General features: G+C 46.8%; 11 protein-coding genes. 5 read left to right on the top strand and 6 right to left on the bottom strand.

Going from position 1 to position 15,626, the window contains the following annotated elements; genetic code table 11:
• Nucleotides 1–21: 21 nt before the first annotated feature.
• From BUA17_RS13045 to BUA17_RS13035, 3 genes are all read right to left on the bottom strand, one after another.
• A complete protein-coding gene (locus BUA17_RS13045; protein WP_072733870.1) occupies nucleotides 22–2,307 on the bottom strand; it encodes a 5'-nucleotidase C-terminal domain-containing protein in 2,286 nt (761 codons plus the stop codon).
• Between the two features lie 179 nt (nucleotides 2,308–2,486).
• On the bottom strand, nucleotides 2,487–3,530 hold the full coding sequence (locus BUA17_RS13040) for an NAD(P)/FAD-dependent oxidoreductase (protein ID WP_072733869.1): 1,044 nt from the start codon (nucleotides 3,528–3,530) through the stop codon (nucleotides 2,487–2,489).
• A gap of 34 nt (nucleotides 3,531–3,564) precedes the next feature.
• Entirely contained in the window at nucleotides 3,565–4,539 is a 975-nt protein-coding gene (locus tag BUA17_RS13035) for an ABC transporter substrate-binding protein (protein ID WP_063565837.1), read from the bottom strand.
• Nucleotides 4,540–4,704: 165 nt separating this feature from the next.
• Here BUA17_RS13035 and BUA17_RS13030 point away from each other — a divergent pair, with 165 nt between their 5' ends.
• Nucleotides 4,705–6,360, top strand: a complete 1,656-nt coding sequence (locus BUA17_RS13030) for a helix-turn-helix domain-containing protein (RefSeq protein WP_072733868.1) — start codon at nucleotides 4,705–4,707, stop codon at nucleotides 6,358–6,360.
• A gap of 16 nt (nucleotides 6,361–6,376) precedes the next feature.
• Here BUA17_RS13030 and BUA17_RS13025 read toward each other — a convergent pair whose 3' ends face one another.
• Nucleotides 6,377–7,567, bottom strand: coding sequence for an MFS transporter (locus BUA17_RS13025; protein WP_072733867.1), 1,191 nt, complete (start codon nucleotides 7,565–7,567; stop codon nucleotides 6,377–6,379).
• A gap of 319 nt (nucleotides 7,568–7,886) precedes the next feature.
• Between BUA17_RS13025 and BUA17_RS13020 the strand changes: the two genes are divergently transcribed.
• Nucleotides 7,887–8,849 (top strand): endo-1,4-beta-xylanase, encoded by a 963-nt coding sequence (locus tag BUA17_RS13020; RefSeq protein ID WP_072733866.1) that lies wholly within the window; start codon nucleotides 7,887–7,889, stop codon nucleotides 8,847–8,849.
• Nucleotides 8,850–8,969: 120 nt separating this feature from the next.
• Here BUA17_RS13020 and BUA17_RS13015 read toward each other — a convergent pair whose 3' ends face one another.
• Nucleotides 8,970–10,307, bottom strand: coding sequence for a glycoside hydrolase family 30 protein (locus tag BUA17_RS13015; protein ID WP_072733865.1), 1,338 nt, complete (start codon nucleotides 10,305–10,307; stop codon nucleotides 8,970–8,972).
• A 119-nt stretch (nucleotides 10,308–10,426) separates the two neighbouring features.
• Between BUA17_RS13015 and BUA17_RS13010 the strand changes: the two genes are divergently transcribed.
• On the top strand, nucleotides 10,427–11,341 hold the full coding sequence (locus BUA17_RS13010) for an AraC family transcriptional regulator (RefSeq protein WP_072733864.1): 915 nt from the start codon (nucleotides 10,427–10,429) through the stop codon (nucleotides 11,339–11,341).
• Nucleotides 11,342–11,514: 173 nt separating this feature from the next.
• Here BUA17_RS13010 and BUA17_RS13005 read toward each other — a convergent pair whose 3' ends face one another.
• Nucleotides 11,515–13,035, bottom strand: a complete 1,521-nt coding sequence (locus BUA17_RS13005) for a leucine-rich repeat domain-containing protein (RefSeq protein WP_072733863.1) — start codon at nucleotides 13,033–13,035, stop codon at nucleotides 11,515–11,517.
• Nucleotides 13,036–13,561: 526 nt separating this feature from the next.
• On the opposite strand from BUA17_RS13005, the gene BUA17_RS13000 reads away from it, so the two are divergent.
• Both BUA17_RS13000 and BUA17_RS12995 read left to right on the top strand, forming a co-directional pair.
• On the top strand, nucleotides 13,562–14,452 hold the full coding sequence (locus BUA17_RS13000) for a diacylglycerol/lipid kinase family protein (protein WP_072733862.1): 891 nt from the start codon (nucleotides 13,562–13,564) through the stop codon (nucleotides 14,450–14,452).
• A 174-nt stretch (nucleotides 14,453–14,626) separates the two neighbouring features.
• Nucleotides 14,627–15,544: an aldo/keto reductase gene (locus BUA17_RS12995; RefSeq protein WP_063565845.1), complete on the top strand. Its 918-nt coding sequence runs from the start codon at nucleotides 14,627–14,629 to the stop codon at nucleotides 15,542–15,544.
• The last annotated feature ends 82 nt before the right edge of the window (nucleotides 15,545–15,626 follow it).

Below are 15,626 nucleotides of genomic sequence, written 5' to 3'. Positions count from 1 at the left end.
CTAAAGTCGTCAATTGGAAGTCTATTTCAGCATAGTTACGTATTTTCCGTAGACATAAGCTACGCGTCCATCCAGTTTCACTTTGACCCAGCCATACTTATCTGTACTGATTACTTCAAGGACGGTGCCTTTCGGTACGGCAGTAACTACTTTGGCTTTGGATGAAGCGCTGGAGCGCATGTTCAGGTAGGCCGCAGTAACCTTGGCTTGTTTACCTTTAACGACTGTACCTGGTTTACTTGTACTTGGTGATGTAGATGGTTTGCCGGGTTTCGATGTGTCTGGTTTCGGTACCGTTGGTGTTGTCGGCTTCTCAGGTGTATTAGTCTCTTCCTCAGCACTGCCAGTGGACGCCTTGCGAGCTTTATTCAGCTCTTGATAGAACTCACCTTTGGTTTTCACGCCAGAGAATTTCGCGATACTTACGTTCGCTTTGGCGGCAAGTGCAGTCATTTCTTCTTCAGTCACCGCATCCAAAATGTTAATGGACGCAATATTGGTATACTTGCCATCTTCCGTTGTCGGAACAGACATGATGCCATCATTAATCAGCTCTACAATATCTGTACGTGCAGGTGCTGTCAGATCGACACCGGTGATTTTCCAGTTGTGCTGGATTTTCGGTTCATAAACGCCTTTCATCACGTCTTTGAGATAAGCAATGGACAGATTACGGATCGTACCTTGAATCTCGCCAAATGCCGAAGCATCCTTGGAGGACCACAATTGCTTGAACTTACGTCCTTCCAGTGCACCACCTTTGGCAATCAGGGCTTCCATCCGGTAGGCATTCATGCCGAGCTTGAGTGTATCATCTTCTTTAACCACTGTGCCATTGCTGTATTTAAGGTTCGTAATCCGACTGCCGTAAGGCTTGGTCAGGTCAATTTCATACGTCACCCCGCCAAAGAAATCGTCGGTGCTGTATTTGGAAGCACGTCGTTTCGGGTCAAAACTGATCGTCACATCACCAGGACGTGTGGAGTTAAAATAACCCGCAGACCATTCCATGTAATCCTTCAGATCACGTCCGGTCACTTCATATACCGTTACTTCACCAAAGGTAAATTGGTAGTTGAACGCAATATCCTTTTTCTTGATCGGTCCGACATCCAGCTTGGCCTTATCGTTATCGATCTGGTGCGCGACTACGTCGGCATCGCTATAGTGCAGCATGACTTCAGTGAAGAAGTCAGAGAGTGGTGTCTCCTGAATCTGCACAGCAGGAATGCCTTTGATCTCATCTGCTGGTACCAGATTGGTTCCTTTTAGCTCGGCTACTTCAATGTTGGCATCGGCACGAGCGAACTCGTGGAACGGATGCAGTGTATCTTCCAGTCCGGGATCGGACACTTCATAAGAGCCATCAGCTGCTTTTACAGCGAGTGCTTGTGCTTCCTTGCTTTTCAGTACAACCTTGTCGCCTTCTTTGGCAAACGTGAGGTCAATCCGTGAAATGTGTGAACCATATTTGTTCGGCTCGGAGATCAATACGCCGTTAACCGTTTGGGACTCAATCAGCGTATGCATGTGTCCGGCAAAAATAGCAGCTAGCTCCGGGTTGGCATTGGCAATATCCGTAACCCCGGTGCCCGGGTTCCCGTTCTCGTTATCGAGTCCCATATGCATAAGTCCAACCATGACGTCCACTTTGCCTTTCAGCTCAGCGATGGCCTTCTTGGTCTCCTCCACCGGGTCTTTGACAATGATGCCGTCCAGGTGATCCGTACCTTTCTCGAACTCCGTAATCATAGGTGTGTTCATTCCGATGACACCAACCTTGATACCATCTTTCTCAATAATCGTATAAGCAGGCATGTAGCGGTCGCCGTTTTCTTTGAAAATGTTACCTACCAAGGGTTGTCCCTTGAACTGTGAGGAAATCTTCTCTAATACGTCCAATCCAAAGTTAAATTCATGATTTCCCATAACCCATGCGTCATATTTCATTTCGTTCATTGCGACCATCATGGGAGATTGAGGTTGATCGTTGAACAGTTCAGCCGAGTTGTCCTGAATCATGTCGCCTGCATCCAGCAGAATCGTATTCGGATTCTCAGCACGTACTTTTTTTACAATCGTGTACAACTGCGTCATGCTGCCTGTCGGATTCGGACCGTCCAGGGCATAGTCCCACGGCATAAATCGGCCATGAATGTCTGATGTTCCCAGCAACGTAATCTTGGTTTCCTTGTCTGCTTCAGCAGCCTGAGCCGGAGTGGAGGCAAAAGGTGCGAAGAGGATGGAGGCACATAAGAGGAATGATAAGGGCCATCCGGCGTAACGTTTTGGCGAAAATTTGCGCATGTTGTAATCTCCCTTGTTATCTAGTGTTATGTAAAGATATGTGTTATTGGAGTTAATACTAGATAAACATTTGGTAAATGTAAACCACAAAATGACAAATAAAAGAGACCACTCTGGATCATTCCATGGAAATTCCATAGGGAGTGATCAGAGTGGTCTCTACGCGTATCTCTATATGTTTAAACTTCTTCCTCAACCATACCCAAAGCCCGGTTTTTCTCTTTGAACAGCTCATTGTGTGAAGATACATAGGCCATTAGTGAAGCATCTGGTTGTATATATCGCTTGGCACTGTTTAGTGCGAGAATACCGCTGGTAAAAGTGCCTGCCAGCAATTCAACTTTGCTATCATAGGCTACAAAATCGCCTGCAGCGAATACACCGGGAACGTTGGTCGTCATCTCGGCTCCCACCTCCAGGTTCCACTCACCGAGATCCAGACCCCAATCGCGAATGGAACCATAGTTGCACTTCATGCCGTGATTAACGATGACCGCATCAACCTCCAACTGCTCTCGCTCTGACGTCTCAGTATGGAGGAGGGATACACGATCAATTTGTGTCCCGTCGCTGCTGTGGAGCGCTTCAATGGTATAGGGTGTCCGAACCTGGACGGAGGAGTTCTTCATCATCGTAACACTTCGCTCCAGACCGCCAAAATGATCCCGGCGATGAACGATCGTTACGCTGCTGGCAATGGACTGCAACTCATTTGCCCAGTCCACAGCGGAATCTCCTCCACCCGAAATTAGTACCCGCTGATCCCGGAATCGTTCCAACTCCTGAACCGTGTAGTGCAGGTTGGTCACCTCGAAGCGATCTGCTCCTTCAATCTCAAGCTTGACGTTCTGGCGCTCGCCATAGCCAATGGCCAGAATAACGGTCCTGGTCAGATGTTGCTGACCATGATCAGCGGTGAGCAGGATGGTTCCATCTTCCTGACGCTCCATGCCGACAATCCGCTGGCCGAGCACAATCGTCGGATCAAATGTGCGGGCTTGTCCAATCAACTGGGCAATGAGTTGTTCCCCACGAATTGGGGGCATGGCCCCAACATCCCATATCATTTTCTCAGGATAGGTCAGGACTCTTCCGCCCAGTTCATCCTGTGCTTCTATGACCTTGGTCTTCAGTTCTCTCATTCCGCTATAAAAAGCCGTGTATAACCCGGCGGGTCCTCCGCCGATGATGGTCACATCATATCGTTCAAGTGAATCTTTCATCGCTAACCTCCATGATTCGTTGGGCAGAAACCCTTTATTTTTTAAGCATCACAGGAAGTTGTTTGATCAGTTCTTCCCTCGCCAGCGGATCTGTTGATATACCTAGCCCACCATTCACGAAATATACTTTACCGGCTTTGATAGCAGGCAGTTGGCTCCATACGGGACCCTTGGTCATGTTCTCAACTTCCTTCAATTCTTCGTCACTGTAATACACAATGAAAATCCGGTCTCCGGCAATTTCGGGCAGCTGTTCGGTGGAAATATCGGCATAGCCATAGTCATCCGGGTTATCAATCATTTTCTGAATCGCTGTGGTTGGCTTGAATCCATCCTTGTTATAGACAAAACCGGTCAGGTAACTGGTCGTGTACACACTCAATCTTTTCTGGCCAATCATGTATTGAAATACGGATGCCGTCTCGTCCTTCTGAATGGTGCCATCCTGCTGCAATGCGGTCCACATCTTCACAATCTCAGCTTCATGACGTGCGAGAAATTCTTCAGGCAGTTGCTTGTTGCCGAGCCACTCGCCCAGTCGCTTGATCCGATCAGGCATAGGGTCCCATTCATTGGTCAGGATAACCGGAGCGATCTTGGAGAGCGTCTCATTCTGCTTTTGGTCGGGAGTTGATGTAATAATCAGATCGGGCTGAAGTTCCACAATCTTCTCCGGACTTGGCGGCCAGCCGATATCTGCAACATCTTTCAGTTCGTCTTTATACGTCGCGTATTGCAGACCTTGCTGTACCACACCTACAGGCTTGATACCAAAAATTAATAGATCCCCAACGGTGTTGTCTGTGTATACGATACGTTTGGGCGCTATGGGAATCTCCACCTGGTTACCATAGGCATCGGTCGCCATTTGGGTTCCTTTTTCCTCAGTTTGGCTGGTGGTCTGTGCTGTATTACTTGTTGAATCGGCTGTTTTACCGCAAGCTGTTGCAACCAATACAATCAAACATAAGGTGAGCAACGTGGTGAATCTCGACATTTTGTGTATCATGAATATCCCCCTGTATGGTTAAACATTTACTGATAATCATTATCAATAAACCAAGTGTAATGCGGTTCAAGGGTGCATTCAATGGAATAATAGGACGTTTTTTTTGCATTAATAGGCTGGTTGTGGGCAAGTTTCGGTCATTGATAACCAAGGAAGAGTTGGGTTATGATGATTCTAATTGATAATGGTTATCAGAAAAAAGGAGAGCTAGCTGTGGATCTGACTCATCTCAAAACCCGGTACGTTGTTCCCGACATTTATTACGAACTTCACGGGTTGGCTCTACAACATCTATCGCATAAAGATGGCATTCCACGACAAACGCTAACCACCGACCTCATGATTGTGGTCGAGGAGGGGGAAGGTCTGCTCATTTGCGATGGTAAGATAAATGAACTGCAATATGGGGTGCCCCTGGTCATCAATGCGGGACACACTGTAGAGATTCGGATGAATGAAGAGGCGTTGTTATCCGTGTGGTTAATCGCATTTACATTGCATGATCCTGAGCGCCAAATGTCCCCTTCCCTTATAGAGACCCGCGAAACGGATACGGCCGGATTTCGATCCATAGTGCAGCGAATCCGGGCCATTGAAAACCGCCGTATGGCGCAGGATCGCAAACAACGAGTCGGCATTCACACCCAGTTTCAGAGATTGATGAGCATGGTACTGAAAGATACCCCTGAGCACGAAGGAGAAGTCTCCAGTGAGCATACAAGAGCGAACATATCCGAGATCATTACGCAGCTAAAAGGCCGTTACAACGAGGAAATTACCGTGGATGAGTTGGCAGATCAGGCCAGGATTAGCAAGCGGAGGTTTACCCATTGGTTCAGGCAGCTGACAGGAACGAATCTGTCGGATTATATGACAACTCTGCGGATGGAACATGCCAAACAACTGCTATTACGCGGGGAGCGTATGAAGGAGGTGGCCGCTATGGTGGGATATCGGGATGAATACTATTTCAATCGTCGATTTAAACAGATGGAAGGAATTTCACCGGGCCAGTTCATTCTTAACCATCGGAAAAGTTCATCTAACATCTGTGTGATGAGTTGCCTCGGTCATCTGCTTGCCCTTGGGATCCGCCCAGCAGCGGTAGCCAAAAATCTAGCCAATGAGCATTACCTAAGCAAGTTGAGTACGAGTTTCCATAAGGTCAACAGCGTACCGCTGGACCCGCAGGAAATTTCCTATTTGCAGCCAGAGATGATTCTGGTTGGAAATCAGGAGGAGTACGATACGTTGTCGCCAATAGCGCCGACATATATTTTTTCACAGAACGACGACAAGCCATTCGTATTGTTACAGAAACTTGGTGAGGTCTTTGGTAAGGGGTTTGAAGCGGAGAAGGTAATGAAGCAATATGAGCGCAAGGCACAGCGCCTGAGATCGCGGTTGAAAGGTATGATTCAGAGTACGGATACGTTCTCTGTGATGGAAATACGCGATGACTCAATCTATGTGTTCGGGAATTACTGGTGCAGAGGAGCCTACAATCTGTATGATGGCCTTGGACTCCAGGCACCTGAACGTATACAGAAGGAATTAATTGACCGTCAGGCTTATCTCATGATCTCAGAGGAGCAAGTTGCATCCTATGTAGGAGACCACTTGTTCCTGACGGTACTGGATTCGGAGCGGTATCAACATATGTCGAGCAGCATCTGGTGGCAGGAAATGCCTGCAGTGAGGCAAAACCAGGTGTATATGACGGAGTATACGGAATTCGCAGTTACCGATCCCATATCTATGCCTTACCAACTGGATGCCCAGATGAAGTTAATACTTGAACGTAAAATGCTCCATTCCTGATCGGATCACTTAACTCTTATACCGTCTCAATTGAATTACCGCTACGAGAGGTGAAAAATTTTATTTTGACAACGATGGATACCAAAGCAAGCAAACCAAAGATGATTCCGCTCCAGATGACCTGATGGATGCCGAGTTGGGCAATGAACCAGCCGCCAATGGAGGTACCGAGAGTAATCCCCAGATTAGAGAAAGAGACAAAGAGGCTGTTTCCGAATTCCGGCGCTTCCTGAGATTCCGTCGTAAGCCAAGTTTGGCTGACAATCAGACCGCCAGAGTGAATCGCACCCCAGACGAACACCATGATAATCATCGGAATGAAGTAGGTACCTGCATAGAAAACGAGTAAATAAGCCGCCATGTATAGCACCGGGAAGAGGAGAACGGTCCTCGGAATATTCCGATGCAGAAGCTGTCCAAATACCAAATTTCCGGCGATCATAATAACACCAAAGGCCAAGAGCATCACACTAATCCATGAACCGCCCATTTGGGTGACTTGCCCCAGATATTCGGCGAAATAACTATATACGGAGAACATCGCTGCAAAAATAAAAATGACAGTAGCAATATTTAGCCACAGCGCAGGTTTCCGCAAAATGCCGATCTGTTTGCCATAAGACATCTTCTCTTGCACAGGCATCGAGGGCAACCATATCCATATACCGATGAAAGCAATGATACTGACAACCGCTCCGAACCAAAACGCAGCCTCCAACGAGAATCGTTCCGCAAGATAGGAAGTTAGGGGCACGCCAAATGCAAAGCCGGCAGTGATTCCGGTAAAGACTTTGGCAACGGCCTGACTGCTTTTTTCCGGTGGGACCAGCTTGGCACCCGTGACGAGAGCAACGGAGAAGAAGACTGGATGGAAAATGGCCGGGATAATCCGAAAGATTAGCATCATGTCGAATCGGGTTGTGTAGGCATATACTACGTTGGAAATGGCGAACAATAGCACGGCAGTTAACAAAATGGTTTTACGATTGATACCAGATACGAGCAAAGTCAGGAAAGGGCCAGACACAGCAACGACGAGAGCGAAAATACTTACCAGCCATCCGGCCTGTGCAGCGGTGATGTTGAATTTCTGCGTGATCAGGGGCAGTACTCCGATAATGCCGACTTCTGTAGTAATGATGGCGAATACACCGAGCGCCAGAATGAGGATGAGTAACGGATTAACCTGTTGTGATTTCGATTTCATGTTAAAGTCTAGACCTCCAAATATATTTATATATATAGAAAAATAGATATATTAAACTAAAAAAATGCCTCCTCACCTATATAAAAATATATGGCCGATATAATAAGTTCTCAGAATTACATTATATCTATATTTATAGATTTGTAAATATAATAAAGTGTAAGTCATTTAGTTAAGTCATCATGTTAGTGCCCAACATCTATACTTTTTGAGGGACAAGCTATACTTTCTACATGGATAATTACAAATATATCCAGTAAAATGAAATTTGTAAGCGCTTACCAATGAGTCGAATACTAAAATTCAAAGGAGGAAGATCATGTTCAAGTCCAGATGGTTTAAGACTGTAGGTTCACTGGCATTGGTTGGTGTGCTCGCTACCTCAGTCGCGGTTGGCAGTGTGAGTGCAGGTTTGGCCAAAGGTAGCAAGTTTTTGGGCAATATCATTGCAAGCAGTGTTCCCTCCAATTTCAGTCCCTATTGGAATCAGGTAACGCCGGAGAATTCAACAAAATGGGGAGCAGTCGAAGCCACGCGTAACAATATGAACTGGTCTCAGGCAGATATTGCCTACAATTATGCCAACAACAATGGATTTCCGTTCAAGTTTCACACGCTTGTCTGGGGAAGTCAGGAGCCAGGTTGGATTAGTGGACTTTCCGCTGCAGATCAGAAAGCTGAAGTAATCCAGTGGATCAAGGCAGCAGGTCAGAGATATTCCAAATCCGCGTTTGTCGATGTAGTTAACGAACCATTACATGCCAAACCTTCCTATCGTAACGCCATAGGCGGGGATGGAGCGACAGGGTGGGACTGGGTTATTTGGTCTTTTGAGCAAGCAAGACAAGCTTTCCCGAACGCCAAACTCCTGCTGAACGAATATGGGATTATTGGCGATCCGAATGCAGCTGATCAATACGTTCAGATCATCAATATCTTGAAGAGCAGAGGCCTGATTGATGGCATCGGCATCCAGTGTCATTACTTTAATATGGATAACGTTTCTGTCAGCACAATGAATACCGTATTGAACAAACTGGCCGCAACCGGATTGCCGATCTATGTATCCGAACTGGATATAACCGGCGATGATAACACACAGCTGCAGCGCTACCAGCAGAAATTCCCTGTCCTCTGGCAGCATTCGGCCGTTAAAGGTGTGACGTTGTGGGGCTTTAATCAAGGTCAGACTTGGGTGAGCGGTTCTCATTTAGTGAATACCAATGGTACAGAGCGTCCAGCACTGCAATGGCTGAGAAATTATCTTGCGAACAATCCTTAAGCGAGGTAGGCAAAATCATTTACAGAATCATTTCTTTCCATAACTTTGCACAAGAATATAGCGTCATATCCCCCACATCAAGTAGGGGGACATGACGCTATTTCGTGGTTTGAATGGGTATTAGGATTGGGAAATAATAATACTGTTGAAGGAATCAGCCTCCAGCTCGAACCGGAGTGTCTGCCCTTCATATGCCAGTTGCAGGTCACGGCTGTCCTTGAACGGATTGTTGATGACAATGACGAGACTATTGTCCGGGTTACGGAAGGCCACGGCTTTGCCACTCCAGGCTCCAGACAGTCCTACTCTTCGTGCACCAGGCACGACATCATGAGCAAAATGCTTCATCACATAATACTCGGGATTCCGAATGATTCCTTTGGCATCCGGGTCTACCGTAATCATGGAGTTTTGCTCCCACCCCCATGTGCTGCGGCCTTTCGGCTCCAGAACCATGTTCCAATAAATATACGCATTCACTCCATTGCTGAAATAGTGCTGGTACAGATTAAATACATACTTGGCGTAGTTCCAAGAGTTGTTGCCATCACCGCACTCATTCTCGGTCTGCATGTAACGAAGCTCCGGGTAGCTCGCGGCTGTACGTTGGATGGCATTTTTGCCTGCCCACTGATAACCAACTCCCTTGATATAGGCGTAGGCTTTGGGATCACTAAGCACCAGCCCGGCATATTCATCAAAATCATTGGTTTTCTTCTTGATCAATTCTTCCCATGGATCAGGTGCGTTGATCGTTCCCAGCCAGATTTCCGTATCCAGACCGTGCTGATCAAAGGCAGGACCCAGGTAATCGGCGATAAACTCACGCAGCTGCTCTCCTGTCCACATGCAGGAAGGGAATTTCTGATCCGCGATGACTTCGTTTTGTACATGGACCTGATGGATGGTGATGCCAGCGTCCTTGTACGCCTGTACGAATTTGACGAAATACAGCGCATAAGCTTCCAGGATATCCTTCTCCCAGCGCAGCGTTCCATAGTTATAGGCTTTCGGTGATTTCATCCAGGTGGGCGGGCTCCACGGCGAGGCGAAGAATTGCAGATTCGGATTATAGCTCAGGGCCTCTTTGATGTATGGAATCAGATATTTGAAATCACGTTCGATCGAAAAATGTTCCATGGTCACATCGCCGTCCACCTCATTGTGACTGTACCATTGCTCTGCATAATCACTCGCGCCAATGGGCAGGCGACAGATGTTGAATTTATGTTCATCTTCCGGGTGGAAGAGGGAATGAAATACGTCATGACGCTGCTCCTCATTCAAGTGGGACAGGGCAATATAACCAAGCTCATTAAAACAACCGCCAAATCCTTCTACAAGCTGATGCTGTTCACCTGTGAGCTTTAAGTTAGCGTTTTTATTTGTAGATGTATAAGAGATCTCTTTCCATGCATGATCTGGTGTAGTGGAATAACCATGTAATGTCAGGGACATTGGAATTTCCTCCTCGCTTGAATCTTAGGTATGATGTACAGTCAGTATATCAAGTCCCATTGCAAAAGAAGATACGCTGAACCGCGTAAAATTTGCCCTAATCCAAGGTGGTGAAATGCATGATCATTCCTGAACCATACCGTTCTTATCTATCTCCGGAGAGCCGATGGCTGCCTGCGACGGACTGGAACGTCAAGCTGTTTGGTGCTCACATGCAGAAGGTAAAGCGAGGCTGGCAAGTGCCGCTGGAATCGCATTTGGCCTTTGAATTGATACTGATTCTGGAAGGATCGCAGACGACGATACTGGAGAACATCCGTTATGATCTCCACGCAGGAGATATATTGCTTATCCCGCCTGGATGCAAACATACCAATGAATGTAATCAGGAGCAGGGGCTGACCTACTTTATTGCCCATTTCAATGTAGATGAGGTTCTGTTTCGCCAGGAGATGAGTAGACATGTGCAGATGTTGTTCCCATGTGGCGGCGAGGATAATCAGCGATTAACGGAAGTTATGATGAAATGGGTGGATCTGCTTCAGCACAGAGAAGAATATACAACATCAGATCTGTTCCGTATGCAGGCTGGTTTGCTGGAGATTTTGGCGATATTGGCAGAGCAAAGCTTCTCCCGTTCCCAAGAAGCCGTATCGCCTACTGTGGCGCACTATGCAACACTGATTGCTGAGGCAATCAAAAGCCGCTTCAATGCCGGGAATATCCAGCGGGAAGGTCTGGGGGATAAGGAGATTCGGATTGAAGAGATTGCGGCCTCGCTTCAAATCAGCCCTGGATATGCTCTGGAGACGTTTCAGAAAGTATACGGCATCTCCCCGCGCAGATATTTGTCCGAACTGAAGCTCCACGAGGCCAAGCAGCTGATACACCAGCCTGATCTTAACCTCACTCGGGTTGCTACCATGCTCGGATATTCCAGTCTTGCGCACTTCAGTCGTCAGTTCAGAAGATGGACTGGTATGAGTCCCAGTGAATACAGGCAGACCATGGGCAGCATCCGTTTTTTCGATTAAATAATCGCATTCCGCGTGATCGTATCTAGTTTAATGCTCATCAAAAATCCCCGCTGATGTTCAGACGGGGACTTCGCTGTGCATGTAACAATCTACATGGAGGGCATATGAATTGAATTGTGCATTAAGATAAGTTGAGATAAGTGCGCGGTGCTTGATCATGCTTTGCTTAATTAAGGTTGTACATTTTCGTCCTGCGCTTTGTTTTCGAAGATCAGAATCGTTTTGCTGCTTCCGATATACGCAATCGTCGTATTGAATTGCTCCGAAATAAAACGTACCGGGACAAACGCCTTTCCATCCTTCATCAGCAGGGGTGCATCGTTTATAGCAAGCGTATCGTCCACAACCACCTGTTTGTTGCCCACCGTCCAATGAATCGTTGTATCATTCTGCGCAATCTGAACCTCTTGTGTATCCGGATTCCAGTTCACGCTGGCATTCAACTGTTCGGAGACAAAACGGAGTGGTACATAGGTCCGTCCCTCATCGATAAAAGGTGCAGCCTCCAGTGCGTAAGCACGATCCCCGACATAGGCTGTGGTAGAGCCTTCAATAAGCCGCTGGAAATTACCCTGTGGAGTACGCTTCTGCTCCCGCACATTCATCTGGTTTAGCAGGCGCATCGTGTCACTACCGTTCGCAACATCCAGATAATTATTTTGCACCGTAAGTCCGGCAGGTTCCGGTTCAGAGACCGAGGTCTGCGTACCGGAGGATAAGGAAGTGGAAGCCGAGATATCCGTTATCGTATTTGTATTTGCAGAGCTGTTTCTTGTAAAAGTAAAACCGGCAATCGGTGACAGATTCCACACCCGGTTATTGGACAGTTTCAGTACTTCCAGCTTGGATAGCTGGCGTAACGGCTCCAGATCATAGATCTGATTGGACTCCGCATTCAGTTCTTTCAACCCTACCAGGTCTTCCAAGGGTGCCAGATGCTGAACCTGATTCCCGGAGAAGTCCAGCGTCTGCAGGCGTGTCATATGCTTCAAGGGCATCAGATCGGAGATCTCGTTGCCTGCCACATTCAGCTTCTGAAGTGTATTCGGCAGATCAGCCAGTACATCCAGTGTATGAATGTGGTTGTTGGCCACATTGAGCTGTTTCAGTTTTCTTTTATCCGCCAGTGGTGTAAGGTCCGTTATCGTATTATTCGAGATTTCAAGCCATTGAAGATCATCTGCATCCGCCAGTGCGGAGAGACTAGTAATCTGGTTACCGCTGGCGTGAAACGTATGTAATCGGGTGAATCCACGTACAACTTCTATGGAAGAAATGGAATTGTTGCTGATATACAGCCGTCCCAGGTCTTTCAAATCAGCCAGTGCATCAATCGATGTAATGTAATTATTGCGAACGTCAACCTCGCGAAGCCGAGTCAGATGCGCCAGCGGTGTTAGGTCTTCAATCTCATTGCCATATAACCGGAGGTGAGTCAGATTCGTGGCGTATTCCAGACCGGACAGGCTTTGAATGCCTGCATTGCTCAGATCCACTACTTGCAACTGCTCCAGGTCGGAGGAGGTTAGAGGGGCATCTACCGGTTTGTTCAGGATCAGCTTCAGTCCGTTCTCCAGTGCAGGATCTTTGATGATTCCTTCGCCCAAGTCTGCCGTGGTATAGGCCATCGCTTGCCCAGCCGCCCCAAGACTCAGGATGAATACTAGAAATAGTAGAGTCATTCTTCTCATTGCATGAATTCCCTCCGATTCCGATTTTAAAATACTCCGAACAGATTGATTTTTTTCGATGATATATAAGGTAAGTACAATATTTACACGATAACGGAGAGGGCAGAAATAACCTGAAGAAGCGAAGCTGAAAGCTTTCTGGAAGAAAGCTACATCGAAAGCATACGCTTCACCTTTATCACGGGATTTCTCCCTTTAGAAAAAGGGAATCAAAGAAATCCGGGGATAACAGTGATCGGAAGGTAGTTCTGCCATCGGAGTGGTAAGTGTAAATAGATCAGTTTAACTTATGCAGGCACGAATAAAAACACATCTATAGTTATTAACCCATCATAGGGCAAAAGGAACAAGAAATTCATGACAGGTAGAACATCTACTTCTATTCTATATGATACAAACCCCATACTGCACTCTTCCAGCCATCTTTTTCAAAAAAAATTGTACAACTCCCCCAGATGCTATTCAACTCCATAACAGAAAGGGTATAGATGAAGTAAGAAAGCCATTTGGAGGAGAAGATGCAGGTATGCGCCAAGCCATGATCATTAGTAATCCATCGTCGGGTAAAGAAGAGGCTCAGCAATATGTGTCCCAGGTACAAGAAATTCTTGAATCACAGCAGTATGAAGTGGTGGTCAATGAGACGGCTGGTGAGGGCGATGCGACCAACTACTGTCTGAGTGCCTGCAAAGATGGCTGTGATCTCGTCATTTCCATCGGAGGGGATGGGACGCTGCATGAGACGATTAACGGCATGATGGATCAGGAGCATCGTCCCAGACTGGGTGTGGTGCCGCTGGGTACGGTGAATGATTTTGCGCGTGCGCTGAATATCTCGCTTGATCCGGAGGAAGCCATTCGGCAGTTACGTTCGGAGCAGATCCATAGGGTGGATCTCGGTAAAATCAATGATCGTCTGTTTGCCAACGTGGTGGCAGCCGGTTCATTGGCAGAGGCGTTGTTTTCGGTATCATCGGAAGAGAAGTCGAAGCTGGGTTCATTCGCTTATTTGAAAGAAGGATTAAAAGACCTGATGAATACACCGGCTAAGCCACTAACTATTGAGTATGACGGGCAGTTTTGGGAAGGGGAGTCTCCACTTTTTCTCGCGGCACTGACCAATTCGGTTGGAGGTTTTGAGAAATTGTCCCCGGAAGCAGCGGTGGATGATGGGTTAATTCATTGTTTTGTGATCCGTAGCATGAATGTCTTTAATACGGTAACACTCGGAACGTCCCTGTTGTTTGGCAACTTGAAGAACCATAAGGATGTTGATTATTTTACAGCAAAAGAAGTTCACGTCCGTTCTACAGAAGCCATTCGCACAAATGTGGATGGAGAAGAAGGGCCCTCTCTGCCCATTCAAATCAGTGTATTGCCTCGGCATATTGAAGTGATAGTCCCGGAAGAAGTATAGGTGAGTGATCGATGCAGAAAAAAACCTCCATTATTCCATATAAGAATTCTAAAATTCCATTGAAACCGATTGCAGTTCTGTGTCACAATCATAGACGGAAGACAAGTATATACTAGTTGGCAAAGATCATGAGAATGAATGTACGATACTATTCGAATATGGAGGGAAATCATCTTGAGAACAATTAAACTTGGCAGCAGCGCACTCGAAATACCGGTTGTAGCCGTTGGCTGCATGCGAATTAATTCATTAAGCAGCAAAGAAGCTGAACATTTTGTTCATTCCGCCATGGAAGCAGGCGCGAACTTCTTCGATCATGCTGATATTTATGGAAACGGGGCGTGTGAGGAGATCTTTGCAGAGGCTGTGCAGATGAATCCCCAGGTTCGTGAAAATATGATCCTTCAATCCAAATGCGGTATCCGCAAAGGCATGTTTGATTTCTCCAAAGAGCACATCTTGAATTCGGTGGATGGCATTCTGCAGCGCTTGAAAACCGATTACCTGGATGTTTTGTTGCTGCATCGCCCGGACACCTTGGTTGAACCGGAAGAAGTGGCTGAAGCCTTTGACCAGCTGGAACGCGAAGGCAAAGTGCGTCACTTCGGGGTATCCAACCAGAATCCGAACCAGATCGAACTGTTGAAAAAATACGTTAAACAGCCACTGGTAGCCAACCAGCTGCAGTTGAGTATTACCAATACCACGATGATTGACAGTGGAATCAACGTAAATATGGAGAACGATGCCGCGGTTAACCGTGATGGCAGTATTCTTGATTATTGCCGCCTGCATGATATCACGATTCAACCATGGTCCCCGTTCCAATACGGATTCTTCGAAGGCGTATTCCTGGGCAGCGATAAGTTCCCGGAACTGAATGCGAAGATCGATGAGATTGCTGCAAAATATGAAGTGAGCAACACGACCATCGCAATTGCTTGGTTGCTGCGTCACCCGGCGCAAATGCAGCCCGTGACAGGTACAATGAACATCCAGCGTTTGCAGGATTGCATCAAAGCTGGCGATGTTCACCTTACACGCCAAGAGTGGTACGAAATCTATCGTGCAGCTGGCAATGTGCTGCCTTAAACCCCAATCAATACATAGCAGAATGATCTGCTGTATTGCATGTAAAACACGAGCGTATATAGCGCTCGTGTTTTTATTTTAT

The sequence above is a fragment of the Paenibacillus sp. ov031 genome (genome assembly GCF_900143165.1).
Lineage (GTDB): Bacteria > Bacillota > Bacilli > Paenibacillales > Paenibacillaceae > Paenibacillus > Paenibacillus marchantiae.
Note: the sequence above shows the minus strand (reverse complement) of the source record. Positions and strands in the feature narration are given on the sequence as shown.

What these genes read in the sequence shown, in the direction of transcription:
- BUA17_RS13005 (WP_072733863.1), bottom strand. Translation starts at nt 13,035, where the DNA reads ATGAGAAGAATGACTCTACTATTTCTAGTATTCATCCTGAGTCTTGGG.
- BUA17_RS13015 (WP_072733865.1), bottom strand. Translation starts at nt 10,307, where the DNA reads ATGTCCCTGACATTACATGGTTATTCCACTACACCAGATCATGCATGG.
- BUA17_RS13030 (WP_072733868.1), top strand. Translation starts at nt 4,705, where the DNA reads ATGATGATTCTAATTGATAATGGTTATCAGAAAAAAGGAGAGCTAGCT.
- BUA17_RS13035 (WP_063565837.1), bottom strand. Translation starts at nt 4,539, where the DNA reads ATGATACACAAAATGTCGAGATTCACCACGTTGCTCACCTTATGTTTG.
- BUA17_RS13020 (WP_072733866.1), top strand. Translation starts at nt 7,887, where the DNA reads ATGTTCAAGTCCAGATGGTTTAAGACTGTAGGTTCACTGGCATTGGTT.
- BUA17_RS13025 (WP_072733867.1), bottom strand. Translation starts at nt 7,567, where the DNA reads ATGAAATCGAAATCACAACAGGTTAATCCGTTACTCATCCTCATTCTG.
- BUA17_RS13040 (WP_072733869.1), bottom strand. Translation starts at nt 3,530, where the DNA reads ATGAAAGATTCACTTGAACGATATGATGTGACCATCATCGGCGGAGGA.
- BUA17_RS13010 (WP_072733864.1), top strand. Translation starts at nt 10,427, where the DNA reads ATGATCATTCCTGAACCATACCGTTCTTATCTATCTCCGGAGAGCCGA.
- BUA17_RS13000 (WP_072733862.1), top strand. Translation starts at nt 13,562, where the DNA reads ATGCGCCAAGCCATGATCATTAGTAATCCATCGTCGGGTAAAGAAGAG.
- BUA17_RS13045 (WP_072733870.1), bottom strand. Translation starts at nt 2,307, where the DNA reads ATGCGCAAATTTTCGCCAAAACGTTACGCCGGATGGCCCTTATCATTC.